At 68.8% G+C, this 14,979-nt stretch carries 12 protein-coding genes; 4 read left to right on the top strand and 8 right to left on the bottom strand.

The window, feature by feature from the left end; genetic code table 11:
- Positions 1-4 precede the first annotated feature (4 nt).
- The 4 genes from OO70_RS35690 to OO70_RS35675 form a co-directional block, all read right to left on the bottom strand.
- Positions 5-1,261: a lanthionine synthetase C family protein gene (locus tag OO70_RS35690; protein ID WP_043680784.1), complete on the bottom strand. Its 1,257-nt coding sequence runs from the start codon at positions 1,259-1,261 to the stop codon at positions 5-7.
- Positions 1,258-4,212, bottom strand: a complete 2,955-nt coding sequence (locus tag OO70_RS35685) for a lantibiotic dehydratase (RefSeq protein WP_043681076.1) — start codon at positions 4,210-4,212, stop codon at positions 1,258-1,260. Before OO70_RS35685 ends, OO70_RS35690 begins: the two co-directional genes overlap by 4 nt.
- Before the next feature lie 218 nt (positions 4,213-4,430).
- Positions 4,431-4,610 (bottom strand): FxLD family lanthipeptide, encoded by a 180-nt coding sequence (locus OO70_RS35680; RefSeq protein WP_043680782.1) that lies wholly within the window; start codon positions 4,608-4,610, stop codon positions 4,431-4,433.
- Between the two features lie 156 nt (positions 4,611-4,766).
- Positions 4,767-5,213: an ATP-binding protein gene (locus tag OO70_RS35675; RefSeq protein WP_043680779.1), complete on the bottom strand. Its 447-nt coding sequence runs from the start codon at positions 5,211-5,213 to the stop codon at positions 4,767-4,769.
- Positions 5,214-5,452: 239 nt separating this feature from the next.
- Between OO70_RS35675 and OO70_RS35670 the strand changes: the two genes are divergently transcribed.
- From OO70_RS35670 to OO70_RS35660, 3 genes are all read left to right on the top strand, one after another.
- A complete protein-coding gene (locus OO70_RS35670; RefSeq protein WP_078651690.1) occupies positions 5,453-6,736 on the top strand; it encodes a Tat pathway signal sequence domain protein in 1,284 nt (427 codons plus the stop codon).
- Positions 6,733-7,272 (top strand): GNAT family N-acetyltransferase, encoded by a 540-nt coding sequence (locus tag OO70_RS35665; protein WP_063749765.1) that lies wholly within the window; start codon positions 6,733-6,735, stop codon positions 7,270-7,272. Before OO70_RS35670 ends, OO70_RS35665 begins: the two co-directional genes overlap by 4 nt.
- A gap of 61 nt (positions 7,273-7,333) precedes the next feature.
- Positions 7,334-8,272 carry a MerR family transcriptional regulator gene (locus OO70_RS35660; protein ID WP_043681072.1) on the top strand — a complete coding sequence of 313 codons (939 nt, stop codon included), beginning with the start codon at positions 7,334-7,336 and terminating at the stop codon, positions 8,270-8,272.
- Positions 8,273-8,433: 161 nt separating this feature from the next.
- On the opposite strand, the gene OO70_RS35655 is transcribed toward OO70_RS35660, so the two are convergent.
- From OO70_RS35655 to OO70_RS35645, 3 genes are all read right to left on the bottom strand, one after another.
- On the bottom strand, positions 8,434-10,116 hold the full coding sequence (locus OO70_RS35655) for a rhamnogalacturonan lyase B N-terminal domain-containing protein (protein ID WP_051741949.1): 1,683 nt from the start codon (positions 10,114-10,116) through the stop codon (positions 8,434-8,436).
- Between the two features lie 128 nt (positions 10,117-10,244).
- Positions 10,245-11,102 carry an RAD23 family protein gene (locus tag OO70_RS35650; RefSeq protein ID WP_043680777.1) on the bottom strand — a complete coding sequence of 286 codons (858 nt, stop codon included), beginning with the start codon at positions 11,100-11,102 and terminating at the stop codon, positions 10,245-10,247.
- Entirely contained in the window at positions 11,099-11,665 is a 567-nt protein-coding gene (locus tag OO70_RS35645) for a SigE family RNA polymerase sigma factor (protein WP_043680774.1), read from the bottom strand. Before OO70_RS35645 ends, OO70_RS35650 begins: the two co-directional genes overlap by 4 nt.
- Before the next feature lie 244 nt (positions 11,666-11,909).
- Between OO70_RS35645 and OO70_RS35640 the strand changes: the two genes are divergently transcribed.
- On the top strand, positions 11,910-13,361 hold the full coding sequence (locus OO70_RS35640; protein WP_043680772.1) for an NCS2 family permease: 1,452 nt from the start codon (positions 11,910-11,912) through the stop codon (positions 13,359-13,361).
- Positions 13,362-13,456: 95 nt separating this feature from the next.
- Here OO70_RS35640 and OO70_RS35635 read toward each other — a convergent pair whose 3' ends face one another.
- The gene (locus tag OO70_RS35635; RefSeq protein WP_043680770.1) at positions 13,457-14,914 is read right to left on the bottom strand and encodes a peptidoglycan D,D-transpeptidase FtsI family protein; all 1,458 of its coding nucleotides are present in this window, start codon (positions 14,912-14,914) and stop codon (positions 13,457-13,459) included.
- Between the last annotated feature and the right edge of the window lie 65 nt (positions 14,915-14,979).

Genomic DNA, 14,979 nt, shown 5'->3' with positions numbered 1-14,979 from the left:
GGGGTCAGGCGATGAGCAGGCAGGCGTCCCAGGCGGATTGCGGTGGGGTGGCGGTCTCGGGCGCGAGGACGGCAAGGGCGACACCGGCGGCGCCGTCGAGGAAACCGGGGCCTCGCTCCTTGTCCCGTATGAGCGTCGCGGCGGCGTGCGCGGGGTCGGTTCCAGGTGGGTGAACTACGGCCAGGAGCACGGGAATTGCGGCGCGGAGCCGCCCGCCGGTCGCGGGGTGGGCGTCGTCGGCCGCGCGGGCGGCGATGTGAGCGAGACCGGCGAAGCCGTGGCACAGGCCGTTGTCCGTCGTGGCCTTCAGCTGGTCAGGGTCGGTGAGGGCGGCCACGAGCGCGTTCTCCGCATCGACCTGGCGACCGGCATCGCCGAGGGCGAGCGCGGCAAGTTGCTGGGCGCGGGCGAGACCGGCGGTGCCGTAGCACCATGACGGCCGCTGGGGTGCGGACAGGTCAAGTCGGCCTGTGCTCAGCTCACTTCGGGTGATCCAGTACGGCCATACCGGTCCTCGGCCGGTGTTCTCTCGCCAGCGGTCCAGCCAGGCCAGGATCCGTCCCAGTGCTTCGGTGTGGCCGTTGACGAGGGTGCCGTGCCGGGCGGCGAGTGACAGCAGTGCGAGCACGCCGCCGATGCCGTGTGCCATTCCGCTGTTGGCGTGCCCGCCGGGGAAACGGTCGTCCGGGCGGCCTGAGGGTCCTGTGGCTGTCCACCAGCCCGGCATCAACTCGCCGTCGTAGGCGATCGGTTGAGTGACACGTACGCAGTAGTCGAGTACGGCGCGTAGAGCGTTGGCGGCGGGGTTGCGGCGCAGGAGGTAGGCGCCGTAGCCGGTCAGGCCACGGATGGCGTCGAACTCGGCGAGCGCCGGGAGGAGTTCGGCGTCCATGCGGCGGTGTGCGGCGTCGAGGCGACGGCTCGCATCGGTGGCCATCTGATGGTCGAGAGCGGCGAGGGCGCGCTGATAGGCACCAGGCAGGTGGTCGGCGGCGCAGGCCAGGGCGTGGGCGAAGGCGGGTGCGCCGTAGAAGGGGTGGCTGTCGGGCCCTCTGGTGAACGGTTCGCGGGAGGCGGCGACGAGCCAGTCGTGGGCGCGCTGCCAGGGGCCCAGCCCGGTTGCGGCCCGCTCGATGTGCAGGAGCGCGATTCCGGGAAGACCGTAGGCAAGGTGCTGCCGATGTCCAAGGTGTGCCATGCGCGGGTCGGCGAGTTGGTCGGCGACGGCTGCTGCCAGGTCGAGTGCGGTGTGGGTGGTCACGATGTCCTCCCGGTGGGGCGTGCTGTCCAGGCCAGGGCGGCGGCGCGGGCGAGATAGAGGCAGACCTCTTCCTCGGGGAAGTTCACCGCGATGTGCCGTACGAAGTGGACGTGCAGCAGGGAGGCCAGGACGTCGTCGATGGCGATGCCTTTGGTGTCAGGGCCGGGCAGGTGTGGCCGGTAGGCGGCGAGCGCTGCGTCGCGGTCGGCCCACGCCGACACGATGGCTGTTCCTCCGGGGGCTGCGCGCAGGGCCGCCCAGTCGTCGCGAGGGTCGGCGAGACGTACGGCGTCGGTGAACTGCGGCCGGGGTACTGGCGCGGGGGCTCTGGGCGGGATGTGGTCGATCAGCCAGCGCATCCCGGCTTGAGTGCTGCCGAGGAACGCGGAAGCGATGGCGATGGAGTGTGCGGCCACCCGCGTGCGCTCGTGTGGACACCGTGGCTGGGAGAGCTGGGCCAGGACTGCGCGCGAATCCGCCCGGAACACGTCCTCGGCCGCGTTCCATGCGGTGCCGGAGCCCCAACGGCCCATCTCCCTATAGGAGGTTGGGTAGCGCAGGTCGGCCAGCAGACCAGTGGCGCGCAGCTCGTCGGCCCACGCGCTCACTGTTCGGGCCGTCTCGCCGAATGCCTCCGGAGTGGGGAGCTCGATGCGCAGGCGTAAATGTTGTTCGGGATCCCGGAAGCGGATGAACCACCATGGCGGGGAACCGAGTTGTTGCAGGAGCTCGGGCAAGTGGCGGGAGAGCAGGGCGTTTTGGCGGCGGGGGTCGCCGTACAGGGCGGCCAGCAGTACCGACGAGACGGCCGGTGTCTGGATCTGGACCGGTGAGAGGGCTCGGGCCTGGGTGGGAGCGGGAAGGGGAGGCCATGTCGGCGGCCGGGTTGCCTTGAGAGGCACCACGACCTCGTGGGCACGGCCATCGCACCAGCCAAGTGCATCGGGTTCCGGGGCCTCGACGAGGACGGCCAGGTGCGTACGGTCGAGATGCCGGCGGAGCAGCGTCCGGTGGCCGGCCTGGTCGAGGTCGAGGAACAGCCGCCGGTCGTCCTCAACGAGGAAGACCCGCCGGGGGAGACGCCGCCTGGCCCGCCAGTCGGTGAGCGCGGTGTCCCACTCGGCCCGAGGGCGTGTACGGCTGGGCAGTTCGGGTGCCTCCAGGTGCCACCGGGCCGGGGCCAGCACCGTGCGCCCGTACCGCAGGCGCGGCAGGAACGGCATCGCCGTTGCGGCGCCCCAGTCGAACATGGTGACCTGCGCACACTGGGCGCGGGACAGCTCCGCGACAAACCGCGCCAGCGGCGGAGTGTGCGTGCGCAGGTTCAGCGCGTGCATTCCGACGGCCTCGATGCGCCGGCCGCGCTCGGGGGCGGCCAGGTACATACGGCGGCCGTCGCACGCCACCGCCAGGTCCTCGGGGGTGAGGACTTCGTCGCCGACAGCACGGTGTTCTTGGAGGCTGATCACCGTGGGCAGGACCTGCGGAGCCCGGGTGACGTGGGTGCTCTCGGGGAGCAGCGGTGGGAAGGAGAGCTGTGCGGGCACGGTGTTGCCGTCCACGGCCGGGAGAGCGGCAAGCTCTGCGGCCAGGGCCTGACGGTCGCCGGGGGCCAGCACGCTGAGGAACCGCCCTGTAGAGACGCCGGCTCCGCGTGACACGCTCACGACCTCCAGCCGGAACCGCCCGCACTGCAACTCCCGCAGGCTGGCCGCGTGCACCCGTACCCCGATCTCCAAGTGCGGTGGCAGTCGCGGCTCTTCGGGCCCCACGTCCAGGGCCTCGATCAGCTCGTCGGTGAGGAGCACCTCGTCGCGGCCGTCGAGCGCGGCGCCCTGCGCGAACCGTAGGAGAGCGTCATCGCGAGCGGAGACGCGAGGCCGGCGCGCACCGGCCGGAGTACCCGGATAGCCGTCGGGATATCCGGTGCCGCTGTCCGCCACGACCTCGGCGAGCGGCACCAACGTGCCGATGCCGTAACGCTCGTAGAACCGCTGGTGGTACTCGCTCCACGCTGCGGTCCCGTACGGGCGGGTACTCACCCGGGTCAGGACGAGGGCGGCACGCTCGATCTCTCGGGCTACGGCGTCCGGCAGAACGATCTGCGCGTCCAGCCGCAGGTCGAACGCAACGGGGTGACGACGCAGTCCGGGTACGAGTTCCAGCATCCGCGCCGCGACGCTGTCCCGGCCGCCCCGCGTGGCGCACTCTTCCAGGCCCTCGCGAACAGCGCGCAGCTCGCGCACTGTCCCCGCGACCGGGGCGAGGGGTGCGGCGTCGGTCGCGTCGAGCTGGTCAAGCAGATACCCCAGTACGTCGGTCTCGGTGCTCGGCGCGTGCAAATTCGTGATCAACACCCGTCGCCGGATCAACTCCCCTAACAGAGCACGTGACTTCACGTGCCCGGCCTTCGGGAACTCCGCTCGGAGTTTGTCCAGGAGCGCGCCGAAGGGGATCGGCGCCCGCGTCGCGGAAAGGACCGCGCGCACAGGGTCGGTCAGGGTCACGGACGCCTCGACCGCGCGGGTCCGGTCGCCCTGGACATCGGGCTGGAACGGTACGACGAGCCGGTCTCCTCGGCTCGTCACGGTGTTGTTGACGACGACAGGCAGCCGTTCGAGCAGATCCGGGCACGACTCCAACTGCTCGATCACGGCAGCCAGCCACTCGGCTCCCGCGCGGCCGACGGCCACGTGCTTCGCTCCCCACCTTGCTCGCGCTTGTCGACAGAACTGCGCGGTGGCCACGCCGGCGAACAAGCCGAAAGGTGTTGCCCGGTGCTCGGACCGCAGCAGATAGCGGGCCACGGACAGCGCCGTACGCCGTACATCGCGCGGAGACGGTTTCTCGGAGGCACACAGGCCCCGTACCTGCACGGTCAGGGCCGGGCTGGCGTGTTGCAGGGCTTCAACGAAGTCCTCGTCCGACCAGACCGCGCGCAACCACGAGATACAGGCGGCCAAGCCGTCGGGCGAGCGATCGCCGAGGTCAGGCAACGGCGGGCACGGCAGTGTCGGCCGGGCGACGGCTCGTACGAGAGCGGTCGTGCCGGTTCGGAACGCTGAGGGCGGAGCAGCCACCACTACCTCCTGGGGCGAGGGACGGACGGGTGGTGCCGTCACGCCGTAGAGCGCGACGGCACCGGACCGGAGAGGCCCGAAGCCTCGGGTCAGGCGACGTTGGTGGTGCAGGCGCCGCAGGTGGAGCCGCAGTTGTCGTCGGTCAGGTTGACCAGGCCCGCCGGGTCGGCGATCTCGACGAGGGAGACGTCGAGATCGAACCCGTCCGTTGCCGCCGGGGTCTGGTGGCTCACCAGGGTGGTGATCGGTACTACGGTGCTGCGCGTCATGCCAACTCCTTTGAATGGTTGTGGTGTTGTGGTGGCGCCCTCCTCCGGCTGTGCGGCGCGGAACCGCACACCGGAAGCGGGAATCTGGTCGGACGGCCGCCGTTCCACGGAGCCGTCGTGTGGCTGCGTTTCGAGAGGGGTGCCGAAGCCGGGCACTCAGTCGTCGCCTTCGATGAGGAGTTCGGCCCAGACCTCTTTGCCCCACGGGCGCCTGCCTGAGCCGTGCAGTTCGTAGCCCCAGCGGTCGGCGACGGTGTCGATGAGGAGCAGGCCACGGCCTGACTCGTCATCATCATCAGGCGGACCAAGAACCGGCAGGCGCGAAGGTGCGCGGTCCACCACCCCGACCCGCAACCGGTCCGCGCTCGGCCGCCCGACCACAAGGCGGATCGAGCGGCACGAGGTGTGCCGGACGGCGTTCGCGATCAGTTCCGAGATGATCAGGGCGGCACGGTCGGCGAGGTTGTCGAGGTGCCATACGCCGAGGGCGTCACGAACGAGCTTGCGGCCGGTCTCGGCCGTGGACGGCTCGCACGGAAAAGTCTGGCTGTAGGCGGGGTGGCCGGTGGGGGCGGCCTGAACTGGCGTACTGAGACTCGTCATTGGGCGTCGGGCCTTCGTGTTGTCTCGGCGCCCGGCTCGCCCCCTCGGCAGGTGTCAGGGGCGGCCCGGGCCGGTCAACAGCCGCCCGCACATGGGTGACGGGCAGCCAGCAACCAGACAACTCCCGTCTACGGCTGGTTGGTTAGGGCGATCAGTCGGCCTCCCGGCACAGCCGCCCAGGATGATTTGACCTTCCCTTTACCTGGCGGGTGCGGGGATGTGGGAGCTACCGTGCGGACATGGACACCACGCGTAACACTGTCCTGGAGGCGTGGATGGCCGAACACGGCTACAGCTCCAACAGCCTTGCCGACACGGTGAACAGGGCTTTAGAGCAACTGACCGGAAGACCGGGCGGCCTCGACGGCTCCTCGGTCCGGGCCTGGAAGGCAGGCCGGGTCAAGTGGCCAAAATCGGCTACCCGCAAGGCACTTGAGGACGTCAGCGGTCTGCCGGCCGTCGCTCTAGGGTTCGTGCCATGGGGCAGGGCTCGGCCCACCGCAGCCCCACCGCAGCAGGAGGACTCCGACATGAAGCGCCGTACCCTCGTCGGCGGCATCGCGGCGGCTGCCGCCGCAGCAGCCGCGCCTGGCACCGCGTCCCCTCGCCGTATCGGCATGAGCGATGTCAGCCGTCTGAACAAGCGCTTCGCCGAAATCATCGCCAGCGACCACCGCCACGGCGGCCAACTCGGCATCGAGCAACAGGCCGCCGAACTCGCCAACGAGGCGCTGAACCTCCAGAACGCCGGCAGCGCCACCCAGCGCGTACGCAGCAACCTCTACGCTTCCGCAGCCGCCTTCCGTTCCTCGGCGATGTGGGCCGCCATCGACGGCCGCCGCTACGACGACGCCAAGGCGCACATGCGCGAGGCCCAGGCCCTCGCCGAGATGTCCGGCGACCAGGCGATCAAGTTCCGCATCTGGAGCCACGCGGGCACCATGTACCGGCACATGGGCCGGACCGCCGACGCGTTCGCCGCCAACGACGTCGCCCGCAACCTCCACCTCACCCGCCGCGACCCCCTGTTCGCGTCCCTCGGACTGGCCCGCCAGGGCGCCATCCACGGTGCGGCACAGGACCCCACCGGCACCCGCCGCGCTTTCGACCAGGCCCAGGACGCCATGCTGCGCGCCGACCCCGCCGACTACCGACCGGTGTGGATGCTCGCCTTCTACGACCAAGCCGAACTGGACCACTTGGCACTCTCCGCGTACCTGGCGCTTGGCGACTACCCGACCGCCGAGTTCCACGCCCACCGCTGCCTGTCCGCCCTGCGGCCTCACATGGCCCGGTCCCGCGCCATCACCACGACCCGACTCGCACACGCCCAACTCGCCCAGGGCGCGCCGGAAGCCGCGACGACCACGGCGATGAAGGTCCCCGCCGACGCCGCCACGCAGCACGCCCGAGTCACGCGCATGCTCCAAGAGTTCGGCGCAGCACTGCGCGCTACCGCGCCGGGCAGTACCACCGTCCAGACGTGGACCGAGCACGCCGCCACCTGGAGGATGGCCGCATGACCACGGCACCCGCCATCGAACTGCGCACCTTCACCGCCCTCGACACCGTCCGCGGCGACCTCCTCGACGTGTACGCCGACGTGCGCGCCCCGCTGCTCCACCTGCCGAACTACGCGGTCACCGCGTTCGGCGAACGCCTGGACCGGCACGCCACCGAGCCGGGGTTCGTTGCTGTCCTCGCGTACGCGGACGGACATCCGGTCGGCTACGCCTATGGCAACACCATCGAGCACGGCGACCGGTACTGGCAGCGCACCAGTCCCGCACCGGCGGAGAAGTACACCGAGCGCCCGGCCGTGGCCCTGAAGGAGATCGGCGTCCGGCCGGCCTGGCGGAAGACCGGGACAGCCCGCCGTATCCACGACGCCTTCCTCGCCGCACGCGACGAGCCGTTCGTGACGCTCATGGTCAACTCGGCTGCCGGCGACGGAAAGGTCCATGCGCTCTACAGGTCGTGGGGGTACGAGGACATCGGACAGAGCCAGCCATCACCGGCCTCGCCGGTTCTCACGGTGATGGTCCGCGCGAGCCGCTGACAGCTGCTGGCGGGCGAAGGAACTTGAGTCTCCAGTAGGGGGAGACGCAAAGGTGGGCGGCATGGACGGCGACACCCTCTACTCGATCGGCGACCTGGCCCGGCGGACCGGGCTCACGGTCAAGACCATCCGGTTCTACTCCGATCGCGGGATCGTGGCGCCGAAGGACCGCACCCCGGCTGGTTACCGCCTGTACGGCATCGATGCCGTCGCACGCTTGGACCTCGTAAGGACCCTGCGGGAGTTGGGACTTGACCTCTCGACGATCCGGAAGGTCGTGGACCGTGAGCTCTCGCTGCCCGAGGTCGCCGCGGCGCACGCCGAAGCGTTGGCGGTGCAGATACGGGTCCTGCGTCTGCGGCACGCGGTGTTGGCCGCGGTGGCCGCTCGTGGATCGACACCTGAGGAGACGGAACTCATGCACAGGCTGGCCCAGCTCTCCGAGGACGAACGCCGACGTCTGGTCGGTGAGTTTCTCGACGCAGTCTTCGGTGGTCTTGACGCCGCCACCCCCGCGTTCGCCGGGGTCAAGCGCTCGATGACTCCCGAACTGCCCGACAACCCGGATGCGGAACAGGTCCAGGCGTGGGTGGAGTTGGCCGAACTGTCCCTGGACCCTGAATTCCGCGCCTCCGTGCGGCAGTTGGCCGAAGAGCAGGCCGCCGAGCAGGTTCGAGGCGAGGCGGCGGGCCCGCGCCGCGATATCGCCGCAGTCGTGCGGGACCAGGCCGGGCCGGCCCTCGCCGCCGGTGTCGAACCGGCCTCGCCCCACGCCGATCCGTTCGTCGCGGCGTTTACGGCGACCTACGCGCACTTCCTCGGCCAGCCCGACGACATCGAGCTCCGCCGCCGGCTGGCGGCTCGGCTGGAGCGCGTGAACGACCCCCGCAGGGAGCGGTATCTCCAACTGCTTGCCGTGGTCAACGGCTGGCCCGCCCCGGAGAGTCTGGCTCCCGTGCTCGACTGGTCCGTTCAGGCTCTGCGCCTTCGGACACCGTGATGACAGGGCAGGCGCGAGACCCGAGACCCGAGACGCGAGGTGCGCAGGGTGAAATCGGCGCCGCACATCATCAGTTCACCGCCCCCGCTCTCGCCCGTCACGGGACAACGCCCCCGCCGGTCGTCACCGGCGGGGGCGTCGCTCTGCTGACCGAGGGGGGCTCAGGTCAGCAGGTCGATGCAGTCGAACGACGTGCCCGGGCTGAGGTACGCCGAGCCCGTCGAACCACTGACCACGTTGATCTTCAGGACGTTGTACTTCGTCGTGTCCGAACTCCACGCACTGGAAGGGACGTTGAAAACGAACGTGTGGTTGTTTCCACGGTAGGAACCCGTGGTGAGATCGCGCGTCGAGGGTTGTGTGGGTGGGGTGGGGACAGCTGAAACCCAGTCGTTCACGGTGACTTGGGGGCGGGCGTTGACGTACGCCGTCGTCACACCCACCCGCAGTGTGTGCGCTGCCGCTGCCTGCGCCGCCGTCAGTTTGAAGTAGACCAGGACGCCGTCGTTCACGTCCTGCCAGATGTACGCGGGGAAGGACGCGGCCTCGCTTCCGCTGCCGATCGTGACGTTCCCCGTCCACTTCGCCGCCCGCGCGTCGGAGGGATGCGCGTACGTCATCAACTCGGCATTCTTGAACTCCCCTGGCGTACCGTCCCAGTTGCCGAGTCGCCATACGGCCGACGCGGTGGACGGGTCACCGGTGATGCTCAGGGTGTGGAGGGACGTCGTACCGCCCGCCGTCACCGCCACCGACCCTGTGTGTACGGCCAGTTCGCCCTTGAAGACGGTCAGCGTGTACGTCCCCGGCAGCATCCCCTTGCAGGAGAACGTGCCGGTGCCGGCCGCGGCCTTCGCCCAGTACTGCGCGTCCGCGTTGGAAAAGCCCACCGTGTAGGGGTACTTGGCGTCCATGCCCTTCAGGCCGACCCCCGCCACCTTCCCGCGCCCCGCCTTGCCGACCCAGCCCGTGATGCCCAGCGGGTCCACCCACGAGGTGTCGAGGTTCGCCGCGAAGAGCGAGGACGAGGGGGTGCCGCCGTCCGTGAACGCCACCACGAACGGGCCCTGCAGACCGAAGCGTTCGGCCTCCGTCTGGGCCTCGTTGTAGTGCAGGATCTCGTACAGCCCGGCCCCGCCCTCGTTCGAGTGGCGCAGTAGCGAGCGGTAGAACGGGCCGCCGGACGCCTTCTCGTGGTTGGAGCGGACGACCCACAGACCGACCGAGCCCGTCGTGAAGCCGACGTGGTCGTAGTCGATGGTCCGCTTGCCCGAGTAGTGCTTGGAGCGGGTCGTGCCGTCGGGGTGCTTCCAGACGTCACCGGCCTCGATGATCGTGTCGGTGGTCGAATCCCACGCGTCCGAACCGGAGTTGGGGAACACCCCCGCCTTCACGCGGACGATGTACCGGGTCGCGGTGAAGGAGGCGTCCGCCTTGTTCGTCCACAGGTAGACGTTGTTCTCGCCGCTGCGGGCCGCGTACCACTGGGTGATCGCGCCGTGCACGACCTTCACCAGGATCGTCGACCCCGACTGCTTGATGGTGACCGTGGAGGCGCCGAGCCCGGACTCGACATGCGAGTGCTTGCCGCCGTAGCCCTCGTACTCCTTGCCCTTGTAGGCGAGGGACGTGAGGTCACCGGTCGACTTGGAGACCTTGAACACGAGCGAACCGCCCGTGGTGATCACGTAGTTGGAGCCGTCGTCGGTGTAACCGAACGCGGCGGCGGAGGCGGAAGAGAGGAGACCGGTACCGCCCGCGACGGCCGCGCCGGTGGCGGCGACACCGATCGCGGAGGCCCCGAGCACCCGCCTGCGGGTGAGGTGCTTCTTGTGCGTGCTCAAGCGACTTGCTCCGTGTGACTCCGTGCGAGAGGAACCTTGCGCCTCTTGGTCGCCACCGCCGGAGAAAGGGTTGCCGCCCGTCCGAGATTTTTTCTACGACCGACGGCTACAACTTCTACGACCGTCTGCTACGACTTCTGCGCCGCGAAGTCGCCCTTGACCGCCAGCTGTTGGCCGGCCGCCGTGGCCGCCGCCGAGTAGCTGTCGTCCTTGGCGTCCCGGCCGCCGCGCTCATGGTTGTACTGCCCGGCGAAGACCCAGTCCCCGACCGCGACCGTACGGCCCTCCTTGAGCACCCAGGTGTAGACCAGGAACCCGTCCTGCTCCGTCACCGTCTGCGTGAAGTCCTGCTCGGGCAGCGAGCGCCAGGCGCCCGCGGAGCTGACCCCGCCGGTCAGCTTGACCTTCAACTGGACGGTGAGCGAGGTGAGTTTCTTGGTCGTTTTCAGGGTGACATCGCTCTGCGCCCAGAAGTCGTTGCTGCCCGGATCGATCGAGCCGTCCGACCACAGCGGGCCGTCCTGGACGCCGGAAGCGGGCGGCAGCACGGGCGTGGAGGCCGAGGCGGTCGCGGACGGTGTCGGCGAGGTGCTCGCCTTCGGGGAGCTGTGCGAGGCGCCGTCGGAACCCGAACTCGCCGTCGGGGCAACCGGTTTGACCGGCGTACGGCTCGTCGCGTCCGGCGACGGCGTGGGCGTCGGTGTCGGCGAGACGGACACGGTCTGCTCGGCGGGGGAGTTGCTCTTCACCGCGGACGCCACCGCGTAGCCGCCGATCGCGAGGACGCTCGCCACCGCGGCCGTGGCGCTGACGACCCGCACCCAGCCGAACACGGGCGGCCGGGTGGCCCGGTGGTCGGGGCGGGACTGCGCGGCCATACCGCGTTCGAGCCGCGCCAGGATGCGCGAACGGTCGGGTTCGTGCCCCTGGGCCGCCTCGTGCAGCCGGGCGATCAACTCGTCGTCGTGCACGTCCTGGTGCCTCATCGGTTCCTCCCTCCGGTCTCTCCGCCGCGTGCCATCGTCGCGTGCATCCGCAGCGGAGGGCTCTGCGGACCGAGCAACCGCTGCAACTCCGCCATGCCCTTCGACGTCTGGCTCTTAACCGTACCGACGGAAACACCGAGGGCGAGCGCGGTGTCCTTCTCCGACAGGTCGAACGCGTGCCGCAGCACCACACAGGCCCGCTTGCGGAACGGCAGTCTGCGCAAGGCCTCTTGGACGTCGACCACGCCGGCCACGTCCGGGTTCTCGGTCTTCTCCTCGCGCTGCGACCAGAACAGGGCGACCCGCCGCCGCTCGCGCACCGCGCTGCGGATCCGGGTGCGGGCCAGGTTGGCGACGACCCCACGGGCGTAGGCCGCAGGGTGGTCGGCGGCGCGCACGCGGTCCCAGCGGTGCCAGAGCGCGAGCAGCGCGTCGGCCGCGAGATCGTCGGCGGCGTCCGCCTCACCCGTCAACAGGTGGGCGAGCCGGGACAGTTCGGCGTAGTGACGTTCGAAAAAGGCGTGGAACTCCACGGAGGCGGCGTCGTCGACGACTGTGCCCACGGCGGACCTCTCCTCGCTGTGGTGTGTGCGTGTCATGTAGATGACACGTGATCATTCGGGGAGGACCCCGACCAGATCGGGAGCGTAGCAGTGATCAACTGATGGGATTGGTACAGGCCTTCGAACACCGTCTGGCGGGCCGACCTCGATTCCGTAACACGGGGAAGACCTGAAACAGGTTCAACGCGGGAACAATCCAGCCAGCATCCGCGCACCGATCATTGAGGCAACGAGGAGTACCCGCATGTCAGAGTCACAGAAGGTGGCTGACCGGCCGAGTGCCGAACCACCGGCGGCGAACAGCGTCGACCGGTTCTTCAAGATCTCCGAACGGGGGTCCACCTTCGGCCGTGAGATACGCGGCGGCTTCGCCACGTTCTTCACGATGGCCTACATCCTCGTCCTGAACCCGATCATCCTCGGCAGCGCCAAGGACAAGTTCGGCCACACCCTCGACACCGGCCAACTGGTCACCGCCACCGCCCTGGTGGCCTGCGTGATGACCGTCATCATGGGCGTCGGCGGCAACCTCCCGCTCGCCATCGCCGCGGGCCTCGGCCTCAACGCGGTCGTCGCCTTCCAGTTGGCGCCGCTGATGAGCTGGCCCGACGCGATGGGCCTCGTCGTCATCGAGGGCGTCCTGATCTGCGTCCTGGTCCTCACCGGACTGCGCGAGGCGATCATGAACGCCATCCCGCAACAGCTCAAGCAGGCCATCGGCGTCGGCATCGGCCTGTTCATCGCGTTCATCGGCTTCGTCGACGCGGGCTTCGTCAGTCGTATACCGGACGCCGCGCAGACCACGGTCCCCGTGCAGCTCGGTGACGTCGGCAGACTGACCGGCTGGCCCGTCCTCGTGTTCTGTCTCGGCGTACTGCTGACCATCGCGCTGCTCGCCCGCAAGGTGAAGGGCGCGATCCTGATCAGCATCGTGTCGATGACGGTCCTCGCGATCATCATCAACTCCGCGGCGGACATCAAGAGTTGGGGTCTGATGACCCCCAAGGTGCCGGACAAGATCGTGGCCGCGCCCGACTTCGGACTCATCGGTCACTTCAGCCTGTTCGGGGCCTTCGGTGAGACCGGCGCGATCACCGTGATCCTGCTGATCTTCACGCTGATCCTGTCGGACTTCTTCGACGCGATGGGCACGATTGTTGGTATCAGCGCGGAGGCCGGTCTCCTGGACGACGACGGTCAGGTGCCGAACATCGGTCGCGTCCTGTTCATCGACGGTGCGGCGGCCGTCGCCGGCGGGATCGGGTCCGCTTCCTCCAACACCGCGTACATCGAGTCGGCTTCGGGGGTCGGTGAGGGGTCGCGTACCGGATTCTCGAATCTGATCACCGGTGGGTTGTTCGGACTTGCGCTGTTCCTTACGCCGTTGCTGACGATCGTCCCCTTGCAGGCCGCCGCGCCTGCGCTGATCGCCGTTGGGTTCCTGATGATGACCCATGTCAAGCACATCGACTGGGACAAGTACGAGATCGCGATTCCGGCGTTCCTGACCATCGCCGCGATGCCGTTCACGTACTCGATCACTGACGGGATCGGGGCGGGGTTCATCTCTTACGTGGTGATCAAGGCGGTGCTCGGTAAGGCGAAGGAGGTCAACTGGTTGCTGTGGGGCGTGTCGGCGCTGTTCCTCGTGTACTTCGCCATCGACCCGGTGGAGCAGATTCTGGGTGTGAAGTAGAAGTAGGGGGCGCTGCGCGGTCGGCTGACGGTTCGTCGTGGCTGGTCGCGCAGTTCCCCGCGCCCCTAAAAGACAAAAGACAAAAGACAACGGCGTTACTGCAAGGCCGCTTTCATCATGGCCTTGGCCACGGGGGCCGCCAAGCCGTTGCCGCTGATCTCTGACCTTGCCGCGTCCGACTGCTCGACCAGGACCGCTACGGCGACCTCTTTCCCGGTGTCGTCGGACTTGCCGTATGCGGTGAACCAGGCGTACGGCGACTGGTCGTTGTTCTCGCCGTGCTGGGCGGTGCCCGTCTTGCCGCCCACCGTGACGCCCGAGATCTGCGCGTTCGTACCCGTGCCGTCCTCGACGACCGTCTGCATCGCCGACTGGAGCTGCTGGGCGGTGTGCGAGCTGACGATCTCTTTCGTGGTCGTACTGTCGTCGTAGTTGTGGACCACGTCGCCGCCGCTGTCGGTGGTCTCCGACACCATGTGCGGGGAGACCAGCTTCCCGTCGTTGGCTATAGCGGCCGACACCATGGCCATCTGGAGCGGGGTGGCGGTCACGTCGTACTGGCCGATGCCGGTCAGAGCCGTGGACGACTTGTTCATGTTCGACGGGTACACGCTCGTGTACGCCCGCACCGGGACGTCCAGCTTGTCGTCGTTGAAGCCGAACTTCTCGGCCATCGCCTTGACCTTGTCCTGCCCCAGGTCGACGGCCATCTTCGCGAACACGGTGTTGCACGAGTACTGCAGCGCGACGCGGATAGAGGCGTTCGTGCAGGGCGCGGACGAACTCTCGTTCTTCAGCGGGGTGACCGTGCCCGGCAGGGTGTACGGCGATGGGCTGGTCGTCTTCTCGTCCACCGACGAGTAGAGCCCGTCCTCCAGGGCTGCCGCCGCCACGACCAGCTTGAACGTCGACCCCGGTGGCAGCGGCTGGCGCAGCGCGCGGTTGGTCAACGGCTTGTCGGAGTCCGCGTTGAGCTGCTTCCAGGCGGACGCGGCGGTGTTGGCGTCGGTCAGCGACGAGGGGTCGTAGGACGGAGTCGAGACGACGGCGAGGATCTTGCCGGTCGTCGGATCGATCGCGACGGCCGCACCCTTCTTGTCGCCGAGCGCGTTGTACGCGGCCTTCTGCACATCCGGGTCGATCGTCGTGACCACGTTGCCCGGGGCGGCCCGCTCGCCGGTGACCGTGTCCATGACGGTCTTCAGGCCGCTGTCGGTGCCGTCGAGGAGATCCGCGTAGATCCCCTCCAGCTGGGTCGGCGCATAGCTCTGCGAGGCATAGCCCGTCACCGCCGCGTACAGCTTGCCGTCCGTGTAGGTGCGTTTGTACGCGAGGTCGCTGCTGCTCTCCGTCCGCGCCGAGCCGGTGATCGCGTTCCCGGCCACGATGATGTTCCCGAGCGGGTCCGCGTACGTCTCGATCGCGTTGCGCCGGTTGTCCTTGTCGTCCGCGAGTGCCTTGCCGTCGTAGAACTGCACCCAGGTCGCCCTCACCAGGAGAGCGAACACCAGCAGCAGTACGAAGACGGAGGTGCGCCTGATCGTCTTGTTCATCCCGCACTCAAGGACGACCGGACGGGAACGAATCGTTCCCTTACGGCGCTTTTCTCATCGACTGC

Origin of the sequence: Streptomyces xylophagus (genome assembly GCF_000716435.1) — a bacterium.
GTDB lineage: Bacteria > Actinomycetota > Actinomycetes > Streptomycetales > Streptomycetaceae > Streptomyces > Streptomyces xylophagus.
This window is presented reverse-complemented; position numbering and strand designations above follow the sequence as displayed.

Bases quoted from the DNA above. Each gene is read 5' to 3' on its own strand.
- OO70_RS35680 (WP_043680782.1), bottom strand. From the start codon at position 4,610: ATGACGCGCAGCACCGTAGTACCGATCACCACCCTGGTGAGCCACCAG.
- OO70_RS35675 (WP_043680779.1), bottom strand. From the start codon at position 5,213: ATGACGAGTCTCAGTACGCCAGTTCAGGCCGCCCCCACCGGCCACCCC.
- OO70_RS35670 (WP_078651690.1), top strand. From the start codon at position 5,453: ATGGACACCACGCGTAACACTGTCCTGGAGGCGTGGATGGCCGAACAC.
- OO70_RS35665 (WP_063749765.1), top strand. From the start codon at position 6,733: ATGACCACGGCACCCGCCATCGAACTGCGCACCTTCACCGCCCTCGAC.
- OO70_RS35660 (WP_043681072.1), top strand. From the start codon at position 7,334: ATGGACGGCGACACCCTCTACTCGATCGGCGACCTGGCCCGGCGGACC.
- OO70_RS35650 (WP_043680777.1), bottom strand. From the start codon at position 11,102: ATGAGGCACCAGGACGTGCACGACGACGAGTTGATCGCCCGGCTGCAC.
- OO70_RS35640 (WP_043680772.1), top strand. From the start codon at position 11,910: ATGTCAGAGTCACAGAAGGTGGCTGACCGGCCGAGTGCCGAACCACCG.
- OO70_RS35635 (WP_043680770.1), bottom strand. From the start codon at position 14,914: ATGAACAAGACGATCAGGCGCACCTCCGTCTTCGTACTGCTGCTGGTG.